This window comes from Vreelandella halophila (assembly GCF_019903425.1).
Lineage (GTDB): Bacteria > Pseudomonadota > Gammaproteobacteria > Pseudomonadales > Oleiphilaceae > Halospina > Halospina halophila.
Window position 1 is genome coordinate 1815143 of the sequence record NZ_JACHUZ010000013.1, and the last position, 26332, is coordinate 1841474.

The 26332-nt window shown below is 60.4% G+C and carries 23 protein-coding genes; 17 read left to right on the forward strand and 6 right to left on the reverse strand.

Annotation, left to right across the window (positions count from 1 at the left end; genetic code table 11):
• Positions 1–4: 4 nt before the first annotated feature.
• The 10 genes from H4I92_RS12785 (at position 5) to eutC (ending at position 10934) form a co-directional block, all read left to right on the forward strand.
• Complete coding sequence (locus tag H4I92_RS12785; RefSeq protein WP_077530958.1) at positions 5–277, forward strand: sarcosine oxidase subunit delta; 273 nt, start codon at positions 5–7, stop codon at positions 275–277.
• A complete protein-coding gene (locus H4I92_RS12790; protein ID WP_077530959.1) occupies positions 258–3167 on the forward strand; it encodes a 2Fe-2S iron-sulfur cluster-binding protein in 2910 nt (969 codons plus the stop codon). The genes H4I92_RS12785 and H4I92_RS12790 overlap by 20 nt, the downstream gene beginning before the upstream one ends.
• Complete coding sequence (locus H4I92_RS12795) at positions 3164–3643, forward strand: hypothetical protein (protein ID WP_077530960.1); 480 nt, start codon at positions 3164–3166, stop codon at positions 3641–3643. Before H4I92_RS12790 ends, H4I92_RS12795 begins: the two co-directional genes overlap by 4 nt.
• Before the next feature lie 17 nt (positions 3644–3660).
• Positions 3661–4995, forward strand: a complete 1335-nt coding sequence (glnT, locus tag H4I92_RS12800) for a type III glutamate--ammonia ligase (RefSeq protein ID WP_077530961.1) — start codon at positions 3661–3663, stop codon at positions 4993–4995.
• A gap of 25 nt (positions 4996–5020) precedes the next feature.
• Positions 5021–5947 (forward strand): class II glutamine amidotransferase, encoded by a 927-nt coding sequence (locus H4I92_RS12805; RefSeq protein WP_077530962.1) that lies wholly within the window; start codon positions 5021–5023, stop codon positions 5945–5947.
• Positions 5944–6645, forward strand: coding sequence for a hypothetical protein (locus H4I92_RS12810; protein ID WP_077530963.1), 702 nt, complete (start codon positions 5944–5946; stop codon positions 6643–6645). Before H4I92_RS12805 ends, H4I92_RS12810 begins: the two co-directional genes overlap by 4 nt.
• On the forward strand, positions 6638–7963 hold the full coding sequence (locus H4I92_RS12815) for an FMN-binding glutamate synthase family protein (protein WP_077530964.1): 1326 nt from the start codon (positions 6638–6640) through the stop codon (positions 7961–7963). The genes H4I92_RS12810 and H4I92_RS12815 overlap by 8 nt, the downstream gene beginning before the upstream one ends.
• A gap of 91 nt (positions 7964–8054) precedes the next feature.
• Entirely contained in the window at positions 8055–8690 is a 636-nt protein-coding gene (locus H4I92_RS12820; RefSeq protein ID WP_245800907.1) for a helix-turn-helix domain-containing protein, read from the forward strand.
• Between the two features lie 64 nt (positions 8691–8754).
• Positions 8755–10164 (forward strand): ethanolamine ammonia-lyase subunit EutB, encoded by a 1410-nt coding sequence (locus tag H4I92_RS12825; protein WP_077530965.1) that lies wholly within the window; start codon positions 8755–8757, stop codon positions 10162–10164.
• Positions 10161–10934 carry an ethanolamine ammonia-lyase subunit EutC gene (eutC, locus tag H4I92_RS12830; protein WP_077530966.1) on the forward strand — a complete coding sequence of 258 codons (774 nt, stop codon included), beginning with the start codon at positions 10161–10163 and terminating at the stop codon, positions 10932–10934. Before H4I92_RS12825 ends, eutC begins: the two co-directional genes overlap by 4 nt.
• On the opposite strand, the gene H4I92_RS12835 is transcribed toward eutC, so the two are convergent.
• Positions 10928–11815 (reverse strand): LysR family transcriptional regulator, encoded by an 888-nt coding sequence (locus H4I92_RS12835; RefSeq protein ID WP_077530967.1) that lies wholly within the window; start codon positions 11813–11815, stop codon positions 10928–10930. The genes eutC and H4I92_RS12835 overlap by 7 nt on opposite strands.
• 114 nt (positions 11816–11929) lie before the next feature.
• On the opposite strand from H4I92_RS12835, the gene H4I92_RS12840 reads away from it, so the two are divergent.
• Both H4I92_RS12840 and fghA read left to right on the forward strand, forming a co-directional pair.
• On the forward strand, positions 11930–13039 hold the full coding sequence (locus tag H4I92_RS12840; protein WP_077530968.1) for an S-(hydroxymethyl)glutathione dehydrogenase/class III alcohol dehydrogenase: 1110 nt from the start codon (positions 11930–11932) through the stop codon (positions 13037–13039).
• Positions 13040–13048: 9 nt separating this feature from the next.
• A complete protein-coding gene (gene fghA / locus H4I92_RS12845) occupies positions 13049–13891 on the forward strand; it encodes an S-formylglutathione hydrolase (protein ID WP_077530969.1) in 843 nt (280 codons plus the stop codon).
• On the opposite strand, the gene H4I92_RS12850 is transcribed toward fghA, so the two are convergent.
• The 5 genes from H4I92_RS12850 to puuE all read right to left on the reverse strand — a co-directional run bounded on the left by H4I92_RS12850 (position 13882) and on the right by puuE (position 19071).
• On the reverse strand, positions 13882–14736 hold the full coding sequence (locus H4I92_RS12850; protein ID WP_077530970.1) for a nitrate- and nitrite sensing domain-containing protein: 855 nt from the start codon (positions 14734–14736) through the stop codon (positions 13882–13884). The genes fghA and H4I92_RS12850 overlap by 10 nt on opposite strands.
• A 3-nt stretch (positions 14737–14739) precedes the next feature.
• On the reverse strand, positions 14740–15837 hold the full coding sequence (locus H4I92_RS12855; protein WP_077530971.1) for a methyl-accepting chemotaxis protein: 1098 nt from the start codon (positions 15835–15837) through the stop codon (positions 14740–14742).
• Positions 15838–15874: 37 nt separating this feature from the next.
• Positions 15875–17140, reverse strand: a complete 1266-nt coding sequence (locus H4I92_RS12860) for a sensor domain-containing phosphodiesterase (protein WP_077530972.1) — start codon at positions 17138–17140, stop codon at positions 15875–15877.
• Positions 17141–17500: 360 nt separating this feature from the next.
• Positions 17501–18034, reverse strand: a complete 534-nt coding sequence (locus H4I92_RS12865; protein WP_077531760.1) for a cupin domain-containing protein — start codon at positions 18032–18034, stop codon at positions 17501–17503.
• 56 nt (positions 18035–18090) lie between these two features.
• Entirely contained in the window at positions 18091–19071 is a 981-nt protein-coding gene (gene puuE, locus H4I92_RS12870; RefSeq protein WP_077530973.1) for an allantoinase PuuE, read from the reverse strand.
• A 303-nt stretch (positions 19072–19374) separates the two neighbouring features.
• Here puuE and H4I92_RS12875 point away from each other — a divergent pair, with 303 nt between their 5' ends.
• The 5 genes from H4I92_RS12875 to H4I92_RS12895 all read left to right on the forward strand — a co-directional run bounded on the left by H4I92_RS12875 (position 19375) and on the right by H4I92_RS12895 (position 26321).
• A complete protein-coding gene (locus H4I92_RS12875) occupies positions 19375–20775 on the forward strand; it encodes an adenosine deaminase family protein (RefSeq protein WP_143512690.1) in 1401 nt (466 codons plus the stop codon).
• Between the two features lie 443 nt (positions 20776–21218).
• Positions 21219–23582: a TonB-dependent siderophore receptor gene (locus tag H4I92_RS12880; RefSeq protein WP_245800980.1), complete on the forward strand. Its 2364-nt coding sequence runs from the start codon at positions 21219–21221 to the stop codon at positions 23580–23582.
• Positions 23583–23642: 60 nt separating this feature from the next.
• Positions 23643–24398, forward strand: coding sequence for a DUF3450 domain-containing protein (locus H4I92_RS12885; protein ID WP_077530975.1), 756 nt, complete (start codon positions 23643–23645; stop codon positions 24396–24398).
• Between the two features lie 10 nt (positions 24399–24408).
• Positions 24409–25794 (forward strand): MotA/TolQ/ExbB proton channel family protein, encoded by a 1386-nt coding sequence (locus tag H4I92_RS12890; protein ID WP_218668213.1) that lies wholly within the window; start codon positions 24409–24411, stop codon positions 25792–25794.
• A gap of 14 nt (positions 25795–25808) precedes the next feature.
• Positions 25809–26321 (forward strand): MotA/TolQ/ExbB proton channel family protein, encoded by a 513-nt coding sequence (locus H4I92_RS12895; protein WP_077530977.1) that lies wholly within the window; start codon positions 25809–25811, stop codon positions 26319–26321.
• Positions 26322–26332 lie beyond the last annotated feature (11 nt).

The window sequence follows — 26332 nt, forward strand, 5'->3', positions numbered from 1 at the left end:
CGCTATGAAGATCATCGATTGTCCGGTTATCGGGCCACGCCCGGCTGCTGAGTTCACCTACGGCGGGGCAGTAGGGGCCCCGCCCGTGGAGGATCCGACGCCTGACCAGCTGGCCGAGCATGTTTTCTACCGTGCCGGGGCTCCCGGGGTCCTGCGCGAGTGGTGGTACCACCGGCCGACCGGTCGCTGGTTTGTCCTGGAACGGAATACGGCGACCAACGACATCCTGAGGACTGTTGAGCCCGAGGAGGTGGCCTATGCCATTCCGATGCTATGAACCCCGGCCCGGCGAGTGGATCGATCGTTCCCGTAAGCTGCGTTTCCAGTTCGAGGGGCACTCCTACACCGCTCATCCAGGGGACACCATTTCATCGGCACTGCTTGCCAACGGGGTCTCGCTGCTGGGGCGCAGTTTCAAGTACCACCGTCCACGCGGTGTCGTCAGCATGGCGAATCACGACGTCAACGCGCTGTTTGAAACCGGGGACGATACCAACATCCGGGGTGACATAACGCCTGTTCAGGATGGCATGGAGCTGCACCCGGTCAACGCGCGTGGCGGTCTCAGGAAGGACCGTGATCGTTACCTCGACTGGTTCGGGCGTTTCATGCCGGTCGGGTTCTACTACAAGGCATTTCACCGGCCACGCTCGCTGTTTCCGTTCTTTGAGCGGATGATCCGCGAGCGGGCAGGTCTGGGACGGGTCAACATGCAATGGTCGGCCCGCCGGAGGCCGAAACGCTATGGCCACTGCGATGTCATGGTGGTGGGCGGCGGACCCGCCGGAATGAGTGCCGTGCTTGAGGCTGCCGCTCAGGGTCTTGAGGTCATCCTGGCCGATGAGAACCCGGTCCTGGGAGGGTCACTCGGGTACCAGTGGGGCGGGGATGCTGATGCCCGGCAGTGGCTTGGGCAGCTGCTTGAAGAGGTGGACGCCCATCCGCGTATAACCGTCATGACCTCGTCGGTAGTGCTCGGGTACTACGAGGATCACTGGCTTCCGGTGGCGACCCCGGATGGCATCGTCAAGGTTCGGTCTCGTGGCGTGGTGGTGGCAGCTGGGCTGCTCGAGCAGCCGGCGGTGTTCCGGAACAACGACCGCCCGGGCGTGATGCTGGTTTCGGGCGCCCAACGGCTGCTGGAGCGTTTCGGCATCATGCCCTGCAGGGAGGCGGTGGTGCTGGCCGCCAATCCCGAGGCCTACGCGGCCGCCCGTCAGCTGCAGGAAGCTGGCGTTCGCATCCGTGGCATTGCCATCTGTGGGGAATCCGGCAGTGACAGTGAGCACGCGCGGGCACTGACCCGTGCTGGAGTGCCCCTGTGGCCGGCGACCACCATTCACGAAGTGCATGGTCGGAACTCGGTTAGCGGCGTTTCCCTGATCGGGACTGACGGCGGATCGTCACCAGTGGATCGCATTGATTGCGACGGTGTTCTTGTCAGCACTGGCTGGGCACCGGCTGCCCATCTGCTGTACCAGGCCGGCGGTCGCTTGCGTTATGACGACACTCTGGAGATGCAGGTCCCCTCTGAGTGGCCCGAAACGGTTGTTCCGGCGGGGCGTCTCAATGGTGCCTTCACGCTCCAGCAGCAGCGGGACGATGCCCGCGAGGCTGTGCGTTGCCTGACTGCGGCCATGGAAGGTGAAACTGGGTATCGGGCGCGTTCGCTGTTTCGCGACAGCGTGGCCCATGGCGCGGCGTGGCCGGTATCCCGCCATCCCCGGGGCCGTAATTTCGTGGATCTCGACGAGGATCTGCAGCTTAAGGACCTCGAGCAGGCCGCCCGTGAGGGGTTCGATAACGTCGAGCTTCTCAAGCGCTACTCCACCGTGGGCATGGGGCCCAGCCAGGGCAAGCACTCCAACGTCAATGCCATCCGGGTTCTCGCACGGTACATGGGCCAGGGCATGGATGCGACCGGAACCACAACCGCCCGCCCCATGTATCACCCCGTCCGGCTGGAGGATCTGGCGGGCCGCCGCTTCCGGCCCAGGCGCCTTTCTCCGCTGCACGATCGCCATCAGCAGCTCGGCGCCGAATTCATGGAAGCTGGCGAGTGGCTCAGGGTGGCCCACTACGGCGGCACAAGGGAGCCAGAGGCTGCCATTGCTGACGAGGTTCAGGCAGTCCGGAACGCGCTGGGTGTGATCGATGTGTCGACGCTGGGCAAGATCGAGGTTTTCGGGCCGGATGCCGCCCGGCTGCTGGAAGGCTCCTACACCATGCGCATGGGGAACCTGCGGTCCGGAATGACGCGCTACGGACTGATCGTTGACGAATCCGGCGTGATCGAGGATGACGGTGTTGTAGCGCGCCTGGCCGAGGATCACTTCTACCTGTCGGCAACCAGCGGGCATGCGGCTGCCACCTATCGAATGCTTCGGCGCCACGCCCTCGAGTGGGGGCTGGATGTCCACGTGGTCAATCGCACTGGACAGATGGGGGCGGTGAACCTGGCAGGGCCGGAAAGCCGGCGTGTGCTGGAGTCCCTGGTGGATACGCCACTGCATGAAGAAGCCTTCCCCAATCTGGGCGTCCGCGAAGCCCGGATCGGCGAGGCCCGGGTACGCCTCCTTCGGGTGGGGTTCGTCGGGGAACTGGCCTATGAGATCCATGCACCGGCGTCTGTGATGGGGACCATCTGGGATTCCCTCATGGCCGCAGGGTCTGAGTCCGGGATACGGCCTTTCGGAGTGGAAGCACAACGGATTCTGCGCCTGGAGAAGGGGCACATCATCGTCGGGCAGGATACCGACGGACTGACTACCCCGTTCAACACGGGTATGCCCTGGTCTGTTCACCTGAAGAAGCCGTTCTTCCGCGGGCGTCCGGCACTGGCTCACCTGAAGGGGCGCGAGTCCCAGCAGCTGGTTGGTTTTGCGCTTCCCGCGGATTCCCCCTTGCCCCGCGAGTGCCATCTGGTGATCGAGGACGGCGAGATAGCGGGCCGCGTCACCAGCGTGGCCGCCAGCCCCATTCTCGGTCATCCCATTGGACTGGCGATGGTGGACCGGGCCCTGGCCGAGCGCGGGGATCCCCTTCAGATACGAATCGACGAGGGCCGGATGGTGAGCGCCTGGCGCATGACCACGCCTTTCTACGACCCGGAGGGCCGCCGCCAGTTTGCCGGGTACCCGGACAGCAGTGAGGAGAGTCACCAATGAGCCTAACCGTAACCGAGGAACATCGGCTGTCGCTCCACCAGTTGGTGGGCCCGGGCGCCTCCGAGGCGCTTGCTCGCGACGGATTGCCCACGCCGCCCGGTGAGCTGGAAGCCCTGCCGCATGAGGCCGGTTTCGTGGCGCGGACGGGCGCAAGGGAGTACCTGGTGGGGCATCGCCTGGGATGGACACCGGGCGAAGCATCCATGCCGCCCTGGTGCTTTGAACGCTGCGACCGGATCCTGCGGCTTCAGGGGGAAAGCTGGTGTGAGGTCATGAGTGAACTGTGCTCGCACGATATGCACCGCATGGGGAGTGGGGACTGGTTCATGGGAAGCATGGCCGGTGTTGATGCCTGGCTGTACGTCACGGGCAGCGACGAAGGCGGCGTTCTGGTTGGTTGTGACCCGTCACTGGGTGACTACCTGCGAAGTGTTCTGGATGCGGTCATTGCAGACCGGTATCAGAGATTCAATTGAGCGAGAGGAGTGTGACGATGTTGCCGAAAGATGCTGAAACGCTGTTGGCGGAGAATGACATTCATTATGTGCTGGCGCAGTTCGTGGATATCCACGGTGTTGCCAAGACCAAGTCCGTGCCGGCGAACTGTCTCATGAATGTGGTCGAGGATGGTGCCGGCTTCGCGGGATTCGCGGTATGGGGGCTGGGGATCGAGCCCCATGGTCCGGACTTCATGGCCAGGGGTGATCTGGATACGCTGACCCCGATTCCATGGCAGCCGGGCTATGCACGCCTGGCCTGCACGGGTTACGTCAATAACGAACCCCATCCCTACGATTCCCGGTATGTCCTGCAGAGACAGCTGGAACGGCTGAATGAGCGGGGCTGGACCTTTAATACCGGCCTGGAGCCGGAATTCTCGCTGTTCATGCGGGATGAGTCCGGGCAGCTGCGACTGGTGGACGATACCGACAACCTCGACAAACCCTGTTACGACTATAAGGGCCTTTCGCGTGCCCGTTCCTTCCTGGAGGAGCTGGTTTCCAGCCTCCAGCAGGTCGGCTTCGAGGTTTACCAGATCGACCACGAAGACGCCAACGGCCAGTTCGAGATCAACTACAGGTTCAGCGATGCCCTAACATCCGCCGACCGCTTTGTGCTGCTTAGGATGGGGGCGGGCGAAATCGCCAACCACCTGGGAATGGTCTGCTCGTTTATGCCCAAGCCCATGTCGAACCGCACGGGCAACGGCATGCACTACCACATGTCCATTACCGATGAGCAGGGGCGCAACCTGTTCGGTGATGACGACGATCCCCAGGGGCTGGGGCTGTCGCCCCTGGCGTACAACTTCCTGGGCGGGCTTCTGGAGCATGCGCCCGCGCTCTGCGCCTTTGCAGCCCCCACCGTCAATTCCTACAAGCGGCTGGTCGTGGGCGGCTCCAGTTCCGGTGCCACCTGGGCGCCTGTGTACATCACCTACGGCGACAACAACCGCTCGGCTATGGTGCGGGTGCCCTATGGCCGGCTTGAGTTCCGTCTGCCGGACTCGGGCTGTAATCCCTACCTGGTGACCGCCGCTATGATCGCCGCGGGGCTGGACGGGGTTGAACGCAAGCTTGACCCGGGTAAGGCCCAGAACATCAACCTGTACGACCTGTCTCCCGAACAGCGGGAAGAAGCCGGCATTGGCCTTCTCCCGCAGAACCTCAATGAGGCGCTGGATGCGCTTGAGGCGGATCTGCTTTTCAGTGAAACGCTGGGCGAGGGCATTGTCAGCGAATTCCTGCGGATCAAGCGGGATGAGTGGATTGAGTACAGCCGTCATGTCTCCGACTGGGAAGTAACGCGTTACGCGGAGTTTTTCTGAACCGGGGAGGCCAGGAGATAGAACCATGTGTGGAATTGTTGGACTGTATCTGAAAGACCCGTCGCTTGAGCCGCGTTTGGGTGAACTGTTCGAGCCCATGCTGCTGGCAATGGCGGACCGGGGGCCGGACAGCGCGGGTTTTGCGATCTATGGAGACGAAGTGCCTGCCGACCAGCTCAAGTTCACGCTGCAGAGCGAAGAGCCGGGCTACGACTGGGAGGGACTGGTTACCGCCATGGAGCGGGACCTTGGTAACCCGCTGAGCTGGTTTCGCAACGCCACGGCGGTTGTGATCAAGAGCGGGTCCGGGGAGGAGCGGGTGCGTGAGTGGCTGGCCCGTAACGCCCCGGGCGTGAGCCTCATGAGCGTGGGCCGCAGTATCGAGATTCTCAAGGGGGTAGGGCACCCCAGGCTGGTGGCCGACCGGTTCTCCCTGAGCGGTATGAAGGGCTCGCATATCATCGGGCATACCCGTATGGCGACAGAGAGTGCGGTCAGCATGGAGGGCAGTCACCCGTTCACCACGGGGCTGGATCTCTGCCTCGTGCATAACGGATCCCTGTCGAACCACAACCGCTTGCGGTTGGAGCTTGAGCGCCAGGGCATGACGTTCGAAACCGAGAACGATTCGGAAGTGGCCGCGGCGTACCTGACCTGGAAGCTCCGTGAGGGCGAGACCCTGACCCAGGCACTGGAAAGTGCGATCCAGGATCTTGATGGCTTCTACACCTTCACCATCGGCACGCGGGACGGGTTTGCCGTACTGCGTGACCCCATTGCCTGCAAGCCGGCGGTGCTTGCGGAGACGGATGCCTACGTGGCGATGGCCTCGGAATACCGGGCACTGGCGCGTCTGCCCGGCATCGCCGGCGCACGCGTCTGGGAGCCCGAGCCGGGCCGGGTTTATGTCTGGGAAAACGCCCAGCAGGCCAGTGAGGAGACGGGAACATGAAAAAACTGAGTCTTGCTGAGCACTCAGTACGCGAGCTGAACTCAGCGCTTCACGATCCCCGGGCCATGGACGATGGTACCGAATGGTATGTCAGTGATCCGGACGGCCGCCACGCGCTTGCCTGCGGCCTGAACGACGAACTGCAAGTGACCATCGATGGTCACGCCGGGTATTACTGCGCCGGAATGAACCAGCACGCAACCGTTGTAATCAACGGGACTGTGGGGGTGGGGGTGGCCGAGAACATGATGTCGGGCCTTGTGCGGGTGCGCGGCAACGCCTCGCAGTCCGCCGGTGCCACCGGCCATGGCGGCCTGCTCGTCATCGAGGGCAATGCCTCGGCCCGCTGCGGGATCTCGATGAAGGGGATCGACATTGTCGTGGGTGGTGACGTTGGCCATATGAGTGCCTTCATGGGGCAGGCCGGCCGGCTCGTGGTGTGTGGGGACGCGGGAGAAGCCTTTGGTGATTCCATCTACGAGGCCCGGCTCTATGTCCGGGGGCAGGTGGAATCGCTTGGGGCGGACTGCATCGAAAAGCCCATGCGTGAGGAACACCGGGAAGAACTCAGGGGGCTGCTGGCGCACGCCGATATGGATTTTGATCCCGGCGAATTCCGCCGCTATGGATCGGCCCGCAAGCTCTACAACTTTCACGTCGACAATGCCGGTATCGAACAAGGAGACAGCCATGAGTGAGCGTACCGAGGACTGGGGGCTTCGCGAATCCGCAACCTTCGATCGGCGGACCATCCATGAGATCCAGCGCGCTGCTGACACGGGTATCTACGATATCCGCGGTTTCGGGGCCAAACGCCATCTGCCGCACTTTGATGACCTGCTGTTCCTGGGCGCCAGCATGTCCCGCTATCCCCTGGAAGGGTACCGGGAAAAGTGCGCCACCGATGTGGTTCTGGGCGACCGTTATGCCAGCAGGCCACTGCACCTCGATATTCCCGTGACCATCGCGGGTATGAGTTTCGGGGCCCTCTCCGCCAATGCCAAGGAAGCACTTGGACGTGGTGCCTCGGCCATGGGGACCAGTACCACCACCGGCGATGGCGGCATGACCGACGAGGAGCGCGGCCAGTCCCGAAACCTTGTGTATCAGTACCTGCCCTCACGATATGGCATGAATCCGGACCATCTGCGTATGGCGGATGCCATCGAGGTGGTTCTTGGTCAGGGTGCCAAGCCGGGTGGCGGTGGCATGCTGATGGGCCAGAAAATCAGTGAGCGCGTGGCTGAGATGCGCACCCTGCCGGCAGGAATTGACCAGCGTAGCGCCTGCCGGCATCCGGACTGGACCGGCCCCGATGACCTGGCCATCAAGATCGAGGAGCTGCGGGAGATCACGGACTGGAAGACACCGGTCTACATCAAGGTGGGCGCGAGCCGCACCTATTACGATGTGAAGCTGGCGGTGAAATCCGGTGCCGATGTGGTGGTGCTGGACGGGATGCAGGGCGGCACGGCGGCCACCCAGGAAGTGTTCATTGAGCACGTTGGCATCCCGATTCTCGCGGCCATTCCCCAGGCGGTCCAGGCACTGCAGGAGATGGGCATGCACCGGCGCGTTCAGCTGATTGTCTCCGGTGGCATCCGCAGCGGTGCGGATGTTGCCAAGGCCATGGCACTGGGGGCGGATGCAGTGGGAATCGGGACTGCCGCCCTGATTGCCCTGGGCTGCAATCACCCACGCTGGAGTGAGGACTACCAGCGGATCGGATCGGAAGCCGGCTTCTATGATGATTACCAGGCCGGGCAGGATCCCGCGGGTATTTCGACCCAGGATCCGGAGCTGGCCGCCAGGCTGGACCCAGAGCGGGCCGGACGACGCCTAGCCAACTACCTGCAGGTGATGACCCTGGAAGCCCAGACCATCGCGCGTGCCTGTGGAAAATCGCACCTGCATAACCTGGAACCTGAGGATCTGGTCGCGCTCAACATGGAGGCAGCCGCCATGGCACGGGTGCCGCTCGCGGGTACGGAGTGGATTCCGGGAATGGGAACCTAGTTGACCGGAGCCCCTTGCTATACTGATTCTTCACACTTGGGGCCAGGCTGGCCCTGAGGTGAACTTTGATCAGCAGAAGGTGACGGTTGCCGTGACGAAAGATCCTTACGTGCCCAAGACCCTGGCTACACGGGTCGTGGACGAAGACCGCCAGATGGGGCTTGAGAGCTACATCGGGACTGTGTTGCGTCAGAAACGCATCAACCAGGAGCTTACGATCGCGGACGTGGCGGAGCTGGCGGGGCTGAGCAGGGGGATGGTCAGCAAGATCGAAAACGGTCAGGTGGCAACCAGTCTCGACTCCCTGGCACGTCTCACGAGCGTGCTTGGCCTGACCCTGTCGCAACTGTTCCGGGATTACGATTCGCCGGAGGGCGGTGCCCAGCACGTCAAGGCCGGAGATGGGCTCGAGGTGGTGCGTCGCGGCACCAAGAAAGGGCATACGTATCACCTGCTGGCGTACAACCGGGGGCACCAGAGAAACTTCGAGCCCTTCCTGATTTCCATGGATGACGAAAGCGAAGCGTTCCCCACCTTCCAGCACGAGGGGGTTCAGTTCATCCACATGCTGGAGGGACGGATCGATTACCGCCACGGTCAGCACGTCTACACCCTGGAACCCGGGGATTCGTTCACCTTCGACGCCCAGGTTCCCCATGGGCCGGAGCGACTCGCCAGGGTCCCGATCCGGTTTCTCGCTGTGACCATTTTCTCGCCCAGGGAATGAGCCGAAGGGGTGGCAGCCAACTTGCATGGTAATGCCAGCAAGATAGTGGAAAAGGGCAGCACAGATGAAGGGCTATTCAGTCGATCTCGGTTCACGGCGGTACACATTTCCGGATCTGGCGACGCTGCTGGCGCGGGCGAGTCCGCTCCGTTCGGGAGACCAGCTGGCGGGCGTCACCGCCGGATCAGCCGAGGAACGGGTGGCGGCCCGGATGGCGCTGGCCGACGTGCCGTTGGCCCGGTTTCTCGAGGAACCCATCATCCCCTATGACGAGGACGAGGTGACGCGCCTGATCATGGATCGGCATGATACAGAGGCGTTTCGCCCGATCGCCCATATGACGGTCGGCGAGTGGCGGGACTGGCTGCTGGGGTATGACGCTGATGGTGAGGCACTGGCGCGGCTGTCGCCCGGACTGACCCCCGAGATGGTTGCCGCCGTCAGCAAACTGATGCGTAACCAGGACCTGATTCTCGTGGCCAGCCGTATCCGTGTGCAAACCCGGTTCCGCAATACCATTGGGGGAGAAGGGCGGCTCAGTTCCCGCCTTCAGCCGAACCACCCCACCGATGATCCGACGGGGATTGCCGCTTCCATTCTCGATGGGCTCCTGAACGGTTGCGGCGATGCCACTGTGGGCATCAATCCGGCAACGGACAACGTTCAATCCTACATTGCCCTGACCCAGTTGATGGATGATCTCCGTCAGGCGTACGCCATTCCCATGCAGTCCTGTGTCCTGGCGCATGTCACCACGGCGATTGAAGCCATGAAGCGCAATGCACCGGTCGATCTGATCTTTCAGTCGATCGCGGGAACCGAAGCTGCGAACAGTGCCTTCGGGATTGACCTGGCGCTGCTGCGGGAGGCCCATGAAGCAGCGCTTGAGCTCGGGCGCGGAAGCATTGGCCAGAACGTTATGTATTTTGAAACCGGGCAGGGCAGTGCCCTTTCCGCGGACGCCCATCATGGCATTGACCAGCAGACCTGCGAGGCACGTGCCTATGCGGTTGCCCGCGAATTCGACCCACTGCTCGTGAACACGGTGGTTGGGTTCATCGGCCCGGAGTATCTGATGGATGGCAAACAGATCACCCGTGCCGGGCTGGAGGATCATTTCTGCGGCAAGCTGATGGGCCTGCCCATGGGATGCGATGTCTGCTACACCAACCATGCGGAGGCGGACCAGGACGATATGGACGGGCTGCTGACGCTGCTGTCGACCGCCGGTTGCCAGTTCGTGATGGGGGTTCCGGGCGCGGATGACATTATGCTGGGCTACCAGAGCACGTCCTTTCACGATGTGAATTACATCCGCCAGCTGTTGGGTAAACGCCCGGCCCCTGAGTTCGAGCAGTGGCTTCAGGCCATGGGCGTTTTTGATGCCCAGGATCGCCTTCTGTCTCCTGCCCATGACCAGAAGCTTCTGGAGCATGCACGGCAGTTGCCCGCTGCCATGGAGACGTCGACATGAATCGCGAGCTGCCTCCCGCCTACCGTCGCCTGCGTGAACTGACCAACGCCCGGATCGCCCTGGACACTGCAGGCTCAAGCCTGGGGACCAGGGAATTGCTGGCCTTCCAGTACGACTGGGCCCGGGCCCGCGATGCCGTCTACTACGAACTCGATTTCGATGCCCTGAAGGCGCGCATTGAAGAACTCGGGTACGCCTGTGCGCAGGTAGCCAGCGCGGCCGGGTCGCGTGAGGTCTACCTGCGGCGGCCGGACCTGGGCAGACAGCTGGCGGAGGGTGAGAGCCAGCGGCTTGAGGCAATGGAAGGGGCCTCCTGGGATGTCAGCATCGTGGTTACGGATGGTTTGTCCGGCCTGGCGGTTGCGGAGAACGCGGTTCCGCTCATTAAGGCCTTTGGCAGGCTGGCTGCCGGGGAGGGGCTGAGTCTCGCGCCCATCGTCCTGGCCCGCCAGGGGCGCGTGGCCATCGGTGATCCGATCGGCGCCAGCCTCGGCGCAAAGCTGGTGGTCGTACTCATCGGGGAGCGTCCGGGGCTTTCGGCAGCTGACAGCCTGGGTGCCTACCTGACCTATGGCCCACGCCCGGGTATGACGGATGCTGAGCGAAACTGCCTTTCCAATATCCGGGACGGTGGCCAGGCACCGGAGATGGCGGCAAACACCATGATGTACCTGGTCAAGGGCGCACTCCGGCTTGGCCTGACGGGCGTCTCGCTGAAGGATGAAAGCCAGTTGCTCGAACAGGACGAGCCGGGGATTGAGGGTTACTGAGGTGTTTCGTCGGCGTTGATGTTCTCGACCAGGAAATCCACGAACTGGCGCACCTTGGGGGAAACATGCCGATGCCGGGGATACACGACCCAGACAGCGGTATGAGTGCACATACAGTCGTCGAGCACTGAAATCAGCTCGCCCGTCTCCAGGTAGTGCCGCACGTAGTAGTCCGGCAGCTGTGCCAGTCCGATCCCCTTGAGAACCGCATCCAGGAGCGCCTCCCCGGAATTGCCCCGCCAGTTGCCGTGGACCCTGAGCGCCCGGTGCTGCTGCGCGACGTCAAAGCTCCAGTAGTCGTTGGAACCCACCAGGCAATTGTGGCTGGCGAGATCATCAAGCGACTCAGGTTCCGGTCGCTGCCTGAAGTAGGCTGGAGAACCGACAACGTATTCACGCCTGTCACACAGTCGACGCCCGATCAGCGATGAACTGGGCATGGAGCCGGCACGCACCCCCACATCGAAGCCCTCATTGACGATATCCACCCAGCGATTGGTGTACTCCTGGTCGACAGTCAGCTGGGGATGGCGGAGCAGGAAGTTATTGACCAGTGGCGCAATGTAGCGCTCCCCGAAAGTGGCGGCACAGGTGAGACGCAGGACACCGCTTGGTCGTTGCTGGTAATCGCCGATGGCGTTGAGCGCCTCCTGGAAGCCATCGAACAGGTGCGCACAGTGGTTGAAGTACACTTCGCCCGCGTCTGTCAGCCCCAGCTGGCGGGTGGTGCGATACAGAAGCTGGGTATCAAGCTGGGTCTCCAGCCGGGTTACCAAGCGGCTGACATGGGAGCTTGAAACCCCGAGGTGACGGGCGGCGTTGGCGAATGACCCCTGCCGCACCACCTGGACAAAGGCCTCGATCCGGTCCCAGTGCTGCATTGTTGCTCTCCAGCAATAATCCTTTGTCGCATGGTGCATTAAAGCGCTGGTCATAGATACCTATACTGCGCCATACCAATCAATAAACCCGCATACCGCTTCCGGAGGATTTCGATGAAATCACGCGCCGCACTCGCCATGGAGGCCAACAAGCCCCTGGTACTTGAAGAAATCGATGTGGAAGGCCCGAAGCAGGGCGAAGTCCTGGTGCGCATGGCCGCAACAAGTGTCTGCCACACCGATGCCTACACACTCTCGGGCGCGGACCCGGAGGGGCTTTTTCCCTCAGTGCTCGGCCACGAAGGCGCCGGCGTGGTGCAGGAAGTGGGGCAGGGCGTGACCAGTCTGCAGCCCGGCGACCACGTCATCCCGCTCTACACCGCTGAATGCGGCCAGTGCAAGTTCTGCCGCTCTGGCAAGACCAACCTTTGCAGTTCCGTGCGTGCCACCCAGGGGCAGGGGGTTATGCCGGACGGCACCTCGCGCTTCTCGCTCAACGGCAAGCCCCTTCATCACTACATGGGCTGCTCGACCTTCAGTGAGTACACGGTGCTGCCCGAGGTGTCACTGGCCAAGGTCTCGAAGGAAGCACCGCTGGACAAGATCTGCCTGCTCGGCTGCGGCGTGACCACCGGCATTGGCGCCGTGCACAACACCGCCAAGGTGGAACCCGGCTCGACCATCGCCGTTTTCGGTCTCGGCGCTATCGGCCTGGCCGTGATCCAGGGGGCCCAGATGATCGGTGCTGAGCGGATCATTGCCATCGACGTGAACCCGGAGAAGTTCGACCTGGCCCGCCAGTTCGGCGCCACCGACTTCGTGAACCCGAACGATTACAGCGACCCGATCCAGCAGGTCATCATCGACCAGACCGACGGTGGCGTGGACTACTCTTTTGAGTGCATCGGCAACGTGAACGTCATGCGTTCCGCCCTGGAGTGCTGCCACAAGGGCTGGGGCGAATCCATCATCATCGGCGTTGCCGGTGCCGGCGAGGAGATCAGTACCCGGCCCGTGCAGCTGGTGACCGGGCGCGTCTGGAAAGGTTCCGCCTTCGGTGGCGTGAAGGGGCGCAGTGAGCTGCCCACCTATGTGGATGACTACATGAAGGGCAAGGTGAAGATCGACGAGTTCATCACCCACAACATGCCCTTCGAGGAAATCAACGAGGCGTTTGAGCTGCTGCACCGCGGCGAAAGCATCCGTACCGTCCTGCATTACTGAGGAGCATCCATGACCGATACACTGGAATTGGTTTCAGAGAACAAGAGCTTCGGTGGCTGGCTCCGGCGGTACCGCCACCGCTCGGAGGTCCTGGACTGCGATATGGTTTTCGGGATCTACCTGCCGCCGCAGGCCGAAACACAGTCCGTCCCGTTGCTGTGGTGGCTCTCGGGCCTGACCTGCACGGACGAGAACTTCATGCAGAAAGCCGGTGCCCACCGTGTGGCGGCGGAACTGGGCATGGCGATTATCTGCCCGGACACCAGCCCGCGCGGGACGGACCTTCCCGGTGAGCATGACAGCTACGATTTCGGCTCCGGTGCCGGTTTCTATGTGGACGCCACCCAGGCGCCCTGGAACCAGCACTACCGTATGTACAGCTATGTCGTGGAGGAACTGCCCGACCTGGTGCACAACGTCTTCCCGCTCAACGGGCAGGAGGCTATTTCAGGGCATTCCATGGGCGGCCATGGCGCCCTGGTGTGCGCGCTCCACAACCCGGAACGCTACCAGTCCGTGTCCGCATTCGCGCCGATCTGTCACCCGGTCAACTGCCCCTGGGGGGAGAAGGCCTTTGGGAATTACCTGGGCGATGACCGTGAGGCCTGGAAGGCATGGGATGCCAGTGAGCTGATCCGCTCCCAAGGTACCGCTCACCCGGTGCTGGTCGACCAAGGGGATGCGGACAACTTCCTTGAGGCCGGGCAGCTCCAGCCTGAAGCCCTTGAGGCTGCCTGCACCGAGGCCGGCGCTGATCTGACCCTGAGGTACCAGCCCGGGTACGACCACTCCTATTTCTTCATTGCGAGCTTCATTGAGGATCATCTGCGGTTTCACGCCCGTCACCTCTGACGGGGCCTGTTGTGTTCGGCCATGGCACCGAGCGTGTCCGCCACCAGCGTGAAGAGCGCATCCACGGTGGCCGTGGCGTCGTCAAAATAGGTCTTGGCGGGAATCACGATGGGATCGGCTGTCAGCAGTTCGTTCTCGACCTCATGCAGCAGGCGTTCAACCGCCTGCTGCGCCTCGTTCAGATGCTGGTTGCTGACGCTCGAGGATGGGGCATCCTTCAGGGTTTCGAATGCCGTGCCTGAAAGGTCCTGGATTTTATCGCTGAGAAACCGCATGCGTACTCGCTGGGCTGCCGAACTGGTGCCGGCTACTGCCATGCCGGTTCCCAGTGCCCGGGCCTGGCCCGACCACTCCGCTGCCTCGAGCACTTCGTTCCAGATACAGCGCTGGTTGGCAGGGTGGGGCGCTACCCGGTCGTCCGCGGCGACATCCTGGATCAGAAAGAGGGCATTACGGATGATCTGGTGATGCTGGTCCAAGTTGTTCTCGACTGTGTGGTTGTCGGTCTGGCGCAGGCGTGACCAATGGTCCGCAATGCCCGACCAGCGCTCGGCGTAGCGGGCATCATCCATCGGTGCCTCCCGGATGATCCGATCCAGTTGATAGCGCCGGTTGTCCAGCTCGGCCCGCATGCCTGAGTCACCAGAGAGTACGCCTGTGCTCAGGCCCCTATGACGTTGCAGGTTCAGGATCAGGTCCCTCAGGCTTTGAAGGCGGGCCAGCTGTATCCGCTGGAACCTTTGATGCCGGTAATGCTGTCGTATCAAAAGGGCCGGTATGAGGCCGGCCGTGGCAGCAAGGAGCAAAATTGGGAGCAACAGTGATTCTGCTGGGAAGGGCAGCATGGGTCACTCCGTCAGCTGGGAAAGGTGTGTCGCCATGGTGCGTGCCTGACGGGCCGCCTCGAGGTTGTCGCCATTGCCTTCCCGCACCCGATCCGCAAGCGTTGCGATCTCGGTGATCGCCTGGCTCTGCTGTTCGGTACTGGTTGCGACCTGGATCACCTGGTCCGTCAACGTGTTCACGCCTTCCTGAACGTGCGCCAGGAGGTTGCTGACCTCGCTGGACCGGCTGGCGCTTGTGTCCGCCTTATCCGTCAACTGGCCGATCCGCTGGGTGGCTGTGTCGATGTGTTCCAGAACCGACTGGTTATTGCGGTCGATCTCGGACGCGGACTCCTCGCTGTAACGGGCGAGCTGGCGCACCTCATCCGCCACCACCGCAAACCCACGCCCGTAGTCCCCCGCTCGCGCGGCCTCGATGGCGGCGTTCAGTGCCAGCAGGTTGGTCTGGTCCGCGATGCCGCGAATGGTGGTGGACATCTCCGTGATGCGGCGTGAGTAGTCATTCAACTCCGCCATCAGTGCATTGGTCGCCTGCGCCTGTTGCGCCATGCTGTCAACATTCCCCACCAGCTCGGTGAGTTTATGGATACCGTCCGCCAGGGTCTCGCTGGCGTGCAGGCTACTGGCCCGGGATTCGTTCGCGATACCCGCGATCTCATTGATGCTGGCGTTCATCTGTTCAATAGCTGAGGCGGCGGTCTCGGCGGCCTCATGCTGCTGTTGGGCGTTCTGCGTGACGGATTCCGCGCTTTGGGCCACCTCGCCGGCAGCGTGGGCGATCTCGTCGAGCCGCTGCTGCAGCCCGTGGCTGTTCCGCTGGGCTTCCGCCACATTGTGACCGTGAGACGTTTCGAAAACCCCGGCCAACCACTTACTCCTCTGGCTGGCGGGGGTGCCGGATGCCTCGAGTTCCTGCAGGACAAGGAGAAGGACGGAAATAGCGATCAGAGCGCCGGCAACAACCAGCCCGAAGGCAATCGGCCAGGGCAAGACGAGCGGCGCAACCAGGCTCACCAGAACGAGTCCGACCAGAAGGCGGATGACGCCCCTGAGCCCGGCTTCCTGAACAAGCAGACCTCCGGGAAGGCTTAGGATCATCATTGGACGGTGCCTCCTTTCTGAATGCGTCACTGATGCTCTAGATATGATGCGGAAGGTGGTGGTGAGACCCTGGAAACGCCTGTTCGGGATGGATATCGAGGCACAGGATCCGGTAGCCGTAATACGTGAAGGTCATATGTGAAACGGTGACCGTCCTTGCTGAATCGGGCAGTGCCACATAAGGGCGTGAAAGATGGATCTCGCCGGGCCGGTTCGTCGCACTGCGGAAGTATTCCCGGTGAGACCAGCTGGCCCCCTCGGCGCTCAGTAGGGGGTTGAAGGCTGAGCCCCTGCTTTCGTAGCCGGCAGCGAAGGCGGTCTGGCCCTGTTGTACGCCGCGGGTGTCCAGCAGGTAACACCGTTTGGCGCCAGGGCACGTGAGCAGATGCGTTGCGGCTTCTGGGAGGGCAGTGCCGCCGGCAATCTGGTGACAGGTCTCAAGTATCTCGTGACGCAGGGTGCGAAGGCACTGGATCTGTTCCGATTCCTGCTGGTCGTTAAGGGCCGTAAAGTGTTTCTGAGCCTGTTGAAGCCGTGGTTCCGCTTCCGCCGAGGCCGTTTCCAATTCGGCGCGGGGATGGCTGTACCAGAATCCCTGGTAGAAATCCGCCTCGGATTCCCAGGCAAGGGCCGCCTGCTCACGGGTTTCCAGTCCCTCCACGAGGACCAGGCTGCCGTTTTCCCGGATCATCCGGATCAGGCTCAGGAAAAGCCTGAAGGCGCGATCGTTCTCAGCGGCGTGAACCACCATCGCTCTGTCCATCTTTACGATGTCCGGCCGGATGCGCCAGATCCGTTCGAAGTGGGCATCACCGGCGCCGAAGTCATCAATCGCGATCCGGAAGCCGTGGCTTCGGCATCCCGTCACGAATCGTGCCAGTGCTGGCTGGTCACTGACGGCGTCTTCCACGATCTCGAGCACAATCCGGTCGCAGGAGAGGCCGAATTGGTGCACGAGGTGCGCCAGGATGTCCGGCGCGGTGCGTGAATCCACCACGCTTGCCGCACTCAGGTTCAGGAACAGCCATGCGTTCGGTCTGGTTGCGGCGTAGGTATGGAGCGCCTGTTGCCAGAGAGCGATATCGAGACAAGGCTCGTGGCCGTCCGATTCGGCTTCCGAGAACAGGGTAGCGGGTGAGACGCGCGCATTTCCGCGGCGGGGCCTGGCCAGTGCCTCGAAGCCGATGGTCCGACGGTGCGTTGGGCTGACGATCGGCTGGAATTCACAGGAAAGCTCGAAATCCCCAAACCACTTGGGCAGGCAGCCGCGCTGTTCGTGTATACAACCAGTGAGATCATTCATCGGGCTCAGGCCTTGGATTCTCCACTCAACGACAATTTAATAAGCAAGCAACAGAAGTACCAGGCAGGGCGGAGCAATGTTTCTGTTTGTTACCTGTGTTGCTGGAAATTGATGGATTTTTCAGGGTATTCAGGGAATTGGCCATGCCTATTGATTTTTATGCGGGGGGCGTTGTTTAGGTGGTAAACATCGAGAGTCTATATGTCTGCTGCAACAATCCATGGATTCCGAGGATTTAGTGAAATTGCGTAAAGCGCTCATGGAGTCGTGTTCCAAAGATGTGCACTATGTATGGGGCTGGTGCACTCCTCATCGAGGAGTACCTGCAGTTCCAGGACCGCCATCTATGGTTGATAACGGTTATTCCTGGATTAACGCCTCGAACAGTCCCTTGTGCTCCGGGAATCGCTCCCGGAGCATCGCCGCATCGCCCAGTGTCATGTCGTCGTAATCAAAGCCTGGGGAGACGGCCTCACTGATCAGCCCGTAGCCATGAGGGCCGTCCAGAAGTTCGGACGCTTTCCAGATACCGCCAGCTACGTGTAGCTGCAGTCGCTGCCCATTGGCGACATTCGGTCCCATCACAACGGTCTCCAGGGTGCCGTCTGGGTGGATCAGTGTGTACCGTATCGGGTCTCCTTGATGGAAATAATGCATGATGTCCGATCGGTTGCGATGGAAGTGGCCGACGGGCGATTCAGAGGTCAACAGGTAGTAAATAGACGTCATCAAAAACCGTTCTCCCGCTTCGGTTTCCATCATGGGCCGATGATCAGCCTGGTAGGTGCGCCGGAAATAGCCCCCCTCAACGTGTTTCTCGAGCCCGAGCCCCTCGATTACGGCTGCCCTGTCGGGAGTGGCGGCGGGGGATGGCGATGCATGGTGTCCATGCATACTGCAGCCTGCTGTGGCGAGAGTGACTGCAATGGCTGTTGCGGTAATGCACTTTTTCATTTCTGTGTGCGTCCTATTCTTTGTTGGGCGTCAGAGGTAGGGTAGTGCTCCTTGTACCAGTGCCGCGCAATGTCCAGACGGCGGCATATCCAGACATCCTCGTGCTGTAGTGCATACTCGAGAAACCGCACCAGCGCCTGGAAGCGACCGGGACGTCCGATTACTCGGCAGTGCAGGCCGACACTCATCATTGCAGGTGCGGTGTCGCCTTCTGCGTAAAGGGTGTCGAAGCTGTCCTTGAGATACTGAAAAAACTGTTCACCCGAATTGAATCCCTGGGGCGTTAGGAATCGCATATCATTGGCATCCAGGGTGTAGGGAATCACTAGGTGGGGGCGATAGCCTGGCTCATGGTGCCAGTAGGGCAGATCGTCGGCGTATGAGTCGGCGTCGTATAGGAATTGCTGTTGCTCGAGAACCAACCGGCGTGTATTGGGGCTGTCTCGCCCCGTATACCATCCGAGGGGTGTGGCACCCGTCAACGCCCTGTGAATTCGGATGGCCTCCTGCATGTGTTCCCGCTCCTGGACTTCCGGAACAGACTGGTAGTCAATCCAGCGATAGCCATGGCTCGCGATCTCCCACCCCGCCTCCAACATGGCCTCAACCGCATCTGGATTACGCTGCATCGCCATGGCAACCCCGAAGACAGTAATCGGCAGCCTGTAGTGCTGGAACAGTCTGTGAATACGCCAGAAGCCTGCCCTTGAGCCGTACTCGTACAGCGATTCCATGCTCATGTGACGGCTTGCGTGGGGTTGCGCTCCGATGATGTCAGAGAGAAACGTCTCCGAATGGGCATCACCGTGGAGTACGCAGTTCTCCCCCCCTTCTTCGTAGTTCAGCACAAATTGCAGTGCGATTCGGGCTCCTCCAGGCCAGTTGGCCCGAGGGCGATCGCGTCCATACCCGACCATATCCCGTGGGTAATCCGGTTCAGTACTGGCCCAGTTCTGAGTCAATGCCGTTCTCTCCATTTTGTTCGATCAGTACCCGCAGGATTCAAGATGTGTGCCATGGGCTAGTTGCCGGCATTGGGCTGGTGTTCGGGCGCACTCAAGAGCGTTAAGGGGGCATCCAATCGTTGAATGCACCAACAAGGATCAAAACTGGACCAATTGGACAGGAAAAGATAGCCTCGCACCGGGCGTTAAATAGGCGAAGTGACGTGGTACAGAAATTGCTGACTCGTTGGTTATATGAATGAACGAAAGGCGGGAAAGATGATGCGGTGTTCTGGTGGTCGGGCTGGCAGTCTTCTGGTTTCAGTGTTACTCGCGATGATGGCATGTACGGCCACCGCCGCCATTCCACCTGACGATGCCTGGTTCGAGACCTTCCGGGAAAACGCCTCGGATCATGAGTTGTATCGCTTCCTTTATGCCATGCCCAAAGGCGGCGATCTGCACAATCATATGAGTGGGAACGCGTTTCCTTCCTGGTGGTACGAGCTGGCCCTGGACCAGAAAGATAATGGCTATCGCTATTACACCAAGGTCAGGATCAACAATTGCGGTGCGTATGGTCGGAACGAGTTCGGGCGTACCCCTTACAAGATGTACTTCCGGAATGTGACTGAAGATACCTACGAATCCATGTCGGATTGTAGGCAGTCCGAGTATCGGCGGCTTGAGAATCTGACCCGGCAGCAGAAAGAGGGCTGGCTCGACAGCATCCGATTGGATAAACCCCACGAGGGTCGTGATGAGTTCTTTCAGCGTCATTGGCAACGTCTGGGGGCCCTGACCGCCAATCCCTATCTGATGGCCGAGGTGCTGTATCGCAACATGGAGGCCTTTTCTGAGGAGGGGCTGATTTACCTGGAATCCATGATGGGCAGCGCAGGGTATCGCACACCAGGCGGCGAGCGGATTCCCAGGGACGAGGTCGCGGATATCTACAGGAAGCGGCTGGCCGAGGAAGATGCGTTAGATACCGGTGTCACGGTGCGGCTCCAGGAGTCCATTTTGCGTTTCGCGCCCAATGCGGAACAGCAGTTGATTGATGACTACGCATTCGTGAGCAATAACCGCGACCTTTATGTGGCGGTCAATATGGTGGGGCGAGAGGATAATGACAAGGGATACCCCATGCGTTTTCGGGACACCCTGCGCAACCTCCGCCAGGAGCATAGCGATGTCAACCTCGCGATTCACGCGGGGGAGCTGGATGAACCCAACAGCCATATCCGCAATACCCTGATGCTTGGGGCTGACCGAATCGGTCACGGATTGCAGCTCATCAATGACGAGTCTCTGTTACGGGAATTGAGGCACGGTCCCTACCTGATCGAGATCAACCTGATCTCGAACCTATTGCTTGAGTATGTGAACGATTTCTCCGAGCACCCCTTCCCGGAATACCTGAGGTTGGGCATTCCGGTGGCGCTTTCCACGGATGATCGTGGCATGTGGGATTCCAACCTTACTGACGAGTTCTTCGTCGCTGTCAGGGAGTTTGATCTTTCCTGGCACGAGATCCGGACACTGAGCCTCAATTCCCTGCGGCATGGGTTTGTGGAAGAGCGTGTCCGGGATCAGCTGATCAAGCGTTACAAGGATGACATTGCGGCTTTTGAGTCCAGATTCCGTGAATCCGGCATAACCGCTTTCGAGGATGTAGAGCCAACCTACAATGGCTTCATATGCCGCCATTACGACCTGTGCGGCGCAGGACACTGATTGCTCTCCTGGCGCCCTGATCCTGCAGTTGAAGACGGCCTCCCCGTCTTCGCCTTCCCCTTTGATGTCTGAATAGTCATGTCCCGTTAATGATCAGGATACCTTTTGGTGCACCGCCTTCCTCGGCTGCATCAACTTGGGGTTCCTGGGCCGGCCATAGTAGCCAGCTTTGAGCCACTCCATCACATAAATACCCTGTCGGACAATTAAACTATATTCATAAGTAACTGAAAAATAAGATATAAATACTGGTAATCGCAAAAGGTAACCAATTGGACAGGAAATGGCACAGCGATTGCAGCCAGGGGACCCGATGCCTGATGGCAGATAACGGTATGTGAGACGGCTTTAGGAGTGGACGGGACATGACCGACGGGACGCATTTTAAGAGAAATAGATTGGCCCTGGTAATCGGGCTGCATTGCGCAATCGTTTTTCCGGGGGTGGCTTTGGGGCAGACGTCTGAAGACCAGGCCACCAGTGAGAGCGAGGACATGCTTGAGCTGGATCGGTATCAGGCTCAGGACAGAGTGGACGATCCCATGGGGATGATGCCGACGGAACCGGTCGAATCAGTATTCGGGTTCGACAAGACCCTGATGGAGACCCCGCGAGGTGCGACCTCGGTCAGTGCCGACATGATGGAGAACTTCGAGATTGAATCGATCAACGACCTGGCGCTGATTGCTCCGGGTTCATTCCGCCAGTCTTTTTTTGGGGTTGGTGGTTCACTGGATGTTCGTGGTAACCCTGGTGAGAACTATTTTAGGGGGGTTCGCCGGCTCAACAATCCGGGTAACTTCCCCACCCCCATCGGAGCCTCGGATCGAGTCGACGTGGTTCGGGGCCCGGCGAGCCCCATCATGGGGCCATCCAAGATCGGTGGCTACCTAAATTTCGTGCCCAAGTCGGCACGGGTTGAAACAGGGCAATACCTGGACGAGCCCACGGGTAAGATGTCGTTCACCCAGGGCAGTTGGGACAAGAACGTGCTGACAGCGGAGGTTGGTGGTCCTGGTGAAATCGTGGGCCAGGACTTCGGTTACTACCTCTATGGTGAAACAGAAACCTCGGACGACTATTACCGCAATACGGATACTGACCAGAATGTGCTGCAGGCATCCTTCAACACCGCCTTCAGTGATAGCACCCGGATCGAGTTTGGCGGCATGCGCCAGGACTTCGATGGTAACCAGGTCGCAGGCTGGAACCGGCTGACGCAGGACCTGATCGATAACGGGACCTACACCACGGGCCTTGCCCCCGATGTGGATTCCAACAATGACGGTCGCATGTCACGGGATGAAATGAAAAATTATTTCGGTGAGTTCTCGGATGTGATGCGGTTCATTGGAGACAGCTCGGATCTTGAGCCTGAAGACGCGCTTGAGAGTTCCGGGACAGCTAAGCTTGATGGCGACCAGGTTCTGGTGGCTCCCGAGGACCGCCTCGAGTCGGACGTCACCACGCTCTACTTTGACTTGATTCATGATCTCGGTAACAACGCACGGATCACGAACAAGACCTTCTATGAATCGCTGGACAGCATCAACGAGAACACCTACGGCTTTTCCAGCAACATAGACAGCTGGGTGGTTGAGAATCAGACCATCTTCTCGTTTGATACCGAACATGCTGATTGGCTTCAGGCGAGTCACCAGCTCTCTCCGAGTGTTCGCCATACCGAGTTTGAGCGTGGGAACGACTTTGGCTATGAGTTCTTTGACCGCAGGGACCTGACGCAGCCCTCAACGCCCCGCGACAAGCGTCTTCTGTCCACACAGTCAGGTGAAAACTACGACGATTACAGCTATGGCAGCTACACCAACTACGGTCTCGCCTATCTGGGCGACTTCACTATTGCGGACCGGGTCGGTGTGCTTCTGGGTACTCGTTACGACTATGTGGAATTTGACTCCAACCGCGATGCCAGTCGAATTGATCCCGACATTCTTGCCAATGACATCGATGTAATGGAGGCGGATGACAGTGATAGCGAGCTTTCCTGGACTGCTAGCGTCAACTACCAAACTCCCTGGGGGGTAACGCCCTATGTGACCGTCTCGGAGCAGGCCACGGTAATATCCGATCAGGGTTCAGAGGTGGATCCGGGGCTTATTGCGAGCGGTGATGCCATGGCCACTTCTGAACTTGAAGAGATTGGAGTCAAGGCGGACCTGTTCAACGGACGATTGTTTATGGCGGGTGCCTGGTTTACGCAGGAACGAACCAACTATAACGCCCAGGACCTGACCAGCAATAACACGACGGAAACAGAAGGATATGAGTTTGAAGCCCGTTTTCTGGCTACGGACAACCTGACCCTTACGGCCGCTTACACCAACCTTGAGGTCATTAATCTCACGGCGCTTGATGCGGGGTCGCAGTTCAGCTTCCTGGGTGCTGAAGACCTCCCTGGAGCTGACCCCGAGGATCAGTATGCCAACCAGCCGGGTGGCATCATTCCCGTTAATTCCGAGAGCGATGCCCGCAAGGCCGGTGTTCCGGAGCATGTTTACAGCGTGACCGGTGCCTATCAGTTCGGCAACGGTTTCGGGGTGACCACCAGTGTCCAGCATGTGGACTCGGTCTACTCGGGCTTCTCCAAGTCTGTCCGCCTGCCGGCTTACACCCTGGTCAATGCGGGGCTCAACTACCGCACCGGCCCCTGGAAGTTCGACGTGCAGGTTCGCAACCTTACGGATGAGGATTACTTCCGCTCCAACTTCCCGGACCTTTTCGGTTCCACCGTGGTCAAGCCGGAACGTCCGCGTAACTGGACGGCGAGTCTCTCCTACAGCTTCTAAGAATCGGCTGAACAGTAGCCCCGCCCGGTGGGCGGGGCTGATATGAGAAAGAGGGTAATTATGGTTTTTCGCAGACTTCTCAGTGTTTCGATCTGCGCCGTGGTCATTGGATCGCCGATTGCATTGGCGGTGGATGACAGTATTGAAACCCAGAAGGCAATCAACAGTGATTCAGCCTCGACGCAGTCGCGCATCAATGAGCTGGACGACCAGGCCAAGCAGGACTTCCAGCAATACCGCAGCTCGGTGAAGCGACTGGAGAGCCTGGAGATCTACAACCGGCAGATGGATCGGCTTGTCGACTCACAGAATGAGGAAATGGAAAAGATCCGGGGCCAGATCGAGGAGATCGACACCATCGAAACCGGGGCGCTTCCATTGATGATCGAGATGACGGACACGCTTGCCGAGCTGGTAGAGGCAGATGCGCCCTTCCTCGAACAGGAACGCCAGGAGCGGGTGGATAACCTGCGCGATCTCGTGGACCGGGCGGACGTCACGGTCGGGGAAAAGTACCGTCGCATCCTGGAAGCCTACCAGGTCGAACTTGAGTATGGCCGCACGATCGAGGCCTATCGCGGCGATCTGGTGATTGATGACGAGGCACGCCGGGTCGATTTCCTGCGCATTGGCCGTGTCGGGCTCTATTACCAGACGCTGGATGGGGAGAACAGCGGCCGCTGGAATCCCTCCGAGGATCGCTGGGAAAAGATCCAGCCCAGCTACCTCGAATCGGTTGAAGAAGGGTTGCGAATCGCGCGGGACCAGGCGCCTCCCGAGCTTCTGACCCTGCCCATTAATGCGCCTGAGCAGTAAGGATGCCGCAATGATGAAATCCCCAATCAAGCATGCTGTAACGCTGGCAGTCTGTTTTACGGCGCTCGTCGTGGCAGTGCCCGGTCCGTCTGTTGCACAGACGACCATTGATGAGCTTTACCAGCGCGTCCAACAGGACGTGGAATCTGAGGCGACTCACAACGACGAGCGGCTGCAGCGTTTCCTGCAGCGTGCGGAAGAACGTGAGGCGATGCTGGAGGATGTTCAATCCAAAGTAGCTTCCGCCGAAGCTCAACGGGAAGAACTGCAGCAGCGTTTTGACGATAACGAATCAACACTGGCGGAACTCGAGGAGCAGCTGAATCAACGCAGCGGCAATCTGGGTGAACTATTTGGTGTTTTCCGCCAGGTTGCCGGTGATCTGGAGGGCACGCTCTTCGACTCGATGGTCAATCTCGAACATCCGGAGCGGGGGAGCACCATCGAGTCCCTGGCTGAGGTGGAGGATGTTCCCACTATCCGGCAGATGCGCGAACTCTGGAGCCTGATGCTCCAGGAAATCTCGGAGTCCGGAAAGGTCTCACGCTTTGAAACCGAAGTGACACGCCCAAGTGGCCAGAGCGACACGGTTCCGGTAACGCGGGTGGGCACGTTCAACGCGGTTGCTGGAGACAAGTACCTGGAGTTTTCGCCGGAGTCCCAGGCCCTGGTTGAACTTTCACGCCAGCCTGGTGGCCAGGCCCGCGACAGTGCCTCGGAACTCAGCAACACAAGCGACGGCAGCCAGGTCGGCTTTTCCCTGGATCCCTCCCGAGGGGCGCTTTTGGGGCTTCTGGTCCAGGTTCCGACCCTGATGGAGCGCATTCAGCAGGGGCGTATCGTCGGCTACATCATTCTGGCCCTCGGTGTGATCGGTCTTCTGGTGGTGGTTGATCGCGCGGCCCGACTTACCCGCACATCGCGGCGGATCAAGCAGCAGCTTAACGATATGGAGCATGCCCGGGAGGACAACCCGCTCGGACGGATGATGCTGGCCTACTACGAGAACAAGCACCTGGATGATCTGGATGTGCTCAGTAAGAAACTGGATGAGGTGACCTTCTCGGATATGGCGGAGCTGCGCAAGGGGCTGCCCACGGTCAAGGTACTGGCAGCGATCGCACCCCTTATGGGGCTGCTCGGCACGGTGACGGGAATGATCAGCACCTTCCAGGCGATCACGCTGTTCGGGACCGGTGACCCCAAGCTCATGGCTGGCGGGATTTCCCAGGCGCTGATCACGACCGTTTTGGGCCTGATCGTCGCTATCCCACTGCTGCTGTCCTCCAGCTTTCTGAGCAGTCGGATTCAGCAATTGGGCAAGATCATCGGTGAACAGTCCTACGGCATGGTAGCCCGCAAGGCCGTCAATATCGCCGAATCACGGAACAGTTAGGGGGAGGTGAGGGCATGGATCCACTGGGCCTTCTGAATGATTTCCTGGAGACAGGGGGTGACGTCCTGTGGCTGATCCTGGCGGTGACGTTCTGTCTGTTCGTCCTGATCTTCGAGCGCTACTGGTTCTTTTTCCGGCAGTTGCCGGCGGAGCGTCACGCCCGCCTGGAGAGCTGGGAACAGGCCGGGGACAAGCGCTCCTGGGCCGGGGAACAATATCGGCGACAGCTGATTTCCGAGGTGGACTGCCAGATGATCCGGAATCTGAACCTGATCACGGCCCTGATCGCCGCACTGCCCCTTCTGGGGCTGCTCGGTACTGTCACCGGCATGATCCAGGTCTTTGACGTGATGGCATTCCTGGGATCGGGGAACCCCCGCGCCATGGCGGACGGGGTCAGTTCGGCCACTTTCCCGACCATGGCCGGGATGGTGGTCGCCCTCCTGGGAATCCCGTTCTCCACAGAACTCAATCGGCGCTATCAGCGGGAAATGCACCGGCTGGCGAGTGGCATGACCACGCATTAACGCCCTGCACA

Bases quoted from the DNA above. Each gene is read 5' to 3' on its own strand.
- eutC (WP_077530966.1), top strand. From the start codon at position 10,161: ATGAATCGCGAGCTGCCTCCCGCCTACCGTCGCCTGCGTGAACTGACC.
- H4I92_RS12835 (WP_077530967.1), bottom strand. From the start codon at position 11,815: ATGCAGCACTGGGACCGGATCGAGGCCTTTGTCCAGGTGGTGCGGCAG.
- H4I92_RS12860 (WP_077530972.1), bottom strand. From the start codon at position 17,140: ATGAATGATCTCACTGGTTGTATACACGAACAGCGCGGCTGCCTGCCC.
- H4I92_RS12895 (WP_077530977.1), top strand. From the start codon at position 25,809: ATGGATCCACTGGGCCTTCTGAATGATTTCCTGGAGACAGGGGGTGAC.
- H4I92_RS12865 (WP_077531760.1), bottom strand. From the start codon at position 18,034: ATGCATGGACACCATGCATCGCCATCCCCCGCCGCCACTCCCGACAGG.
- puuE (WP_077530973.1), bottom strand. From the start codon at position 19,071: ATGGAGAGAACGGCATTGACTCAGAACTGGGCCAGTACTGAACCGGAT.
- H4I92_RS12810 (WP_077530963.1), top strand. From the start codon at position 5,944: ATGAAAAAACTGAGTCTTGCTGAGCACTCAGTACGCGAGCTGAACTCA.
- H4I92_RS12790 (WP_077530959.1), top strand. From the start codon at position 258: ATGCCATTCCGATGCTATGAACCCCGGCCCGGCGAGTGGATCGATCGT.
- H4I92_RS12795 (WP_077530960.1), top strand. From the start codon at position 3,164: ATGAGCCTAACCGTAACCGAGGAACATCGGCTGTCGCTCCACCAGTTG.
- H4I92_RS12825 (WP_077530965.1), top strand. From the start codon at position 8,755: ATGAAGGGCTATTCAGTCGATCTCGGTTCACGGCGGTACACATTTCCG.
- H4I92_RS12890 (WP_218668213.1), top strand. From the start codon at position 24,409: ATGATGAAATCCCCAATCAAGCATGCTGTAACGCTGGCAGTCTGTTTT.
- H4I92_RS12805 (WP_077530962.1), top strand. From the start codon at position 5,021: ATGTGTGGAATTGTTGGACTGTATCTGAAAGACCCGTCGCTTGAGCCG.
- glnT (WP_077530961.1), top strand. From the start codon at position 3,661: ATGTTGCCGAAAGATGCTGAAACGCTGTTGGCGGAGAATGACATTCAT.
- H4I92_RS12855 (WP_077530971.1), bottom strand. From the start codon at position 15,837: ATGATGATCCTAAGCCTTCCCGGAGGTCTGCTTGTTCAGGAAGCCGGG.
- H4I92_RS12815 (WP_077530964.1), top strand. From the start codon at position 6,638: ATGAGTGAGCGTACCGAGGACTGGGGGCTTCGCGAATCCGCAACCTTC.
- H4I92_RS12785 (WP_077530958.1), top strand. From the start codon at position 5: ATGAAGATCATCGATTGTCCGGTTATCGGGCCACGCCCGGCTGCTGAG.
- fghA (WP_077530969.1), top strand. From the start codon at position 13,049: ATGACCGATACACTGGAATTGGTTTCAGAGAACAAGAGCTTCGGTGGC.
- H4I92_RS12885 (WP_077530975.1), top strand. From the start codon at position 23,643: ATGGTTTTTCGCAGACTTCTCAGTGTTTCGATCTGCGCCGTGGTCATT.
- H4I92_RS12840 (WP_077530968.1), top strand. From the start codon at position 11,930: ATGAAATCACGCGCCGCACTCGCCATGGAGGCCAACAAGCCCCTGGTA.
- H4I92_RS12875 (WP_143512690.1), top strand. From the start codon at position 19,375: ATGATGGCATGTACGGCCACCGCCGCCATTCCACCTGACGATGCCTGG.
- H4I92_RS12850 (WP_077530970.1), bottom strand. From the start codon at position 14,736: ATGCTGCCCTTCCCAGCAGAATCACTGTTGCTCCCAATTTTGCTCCTT.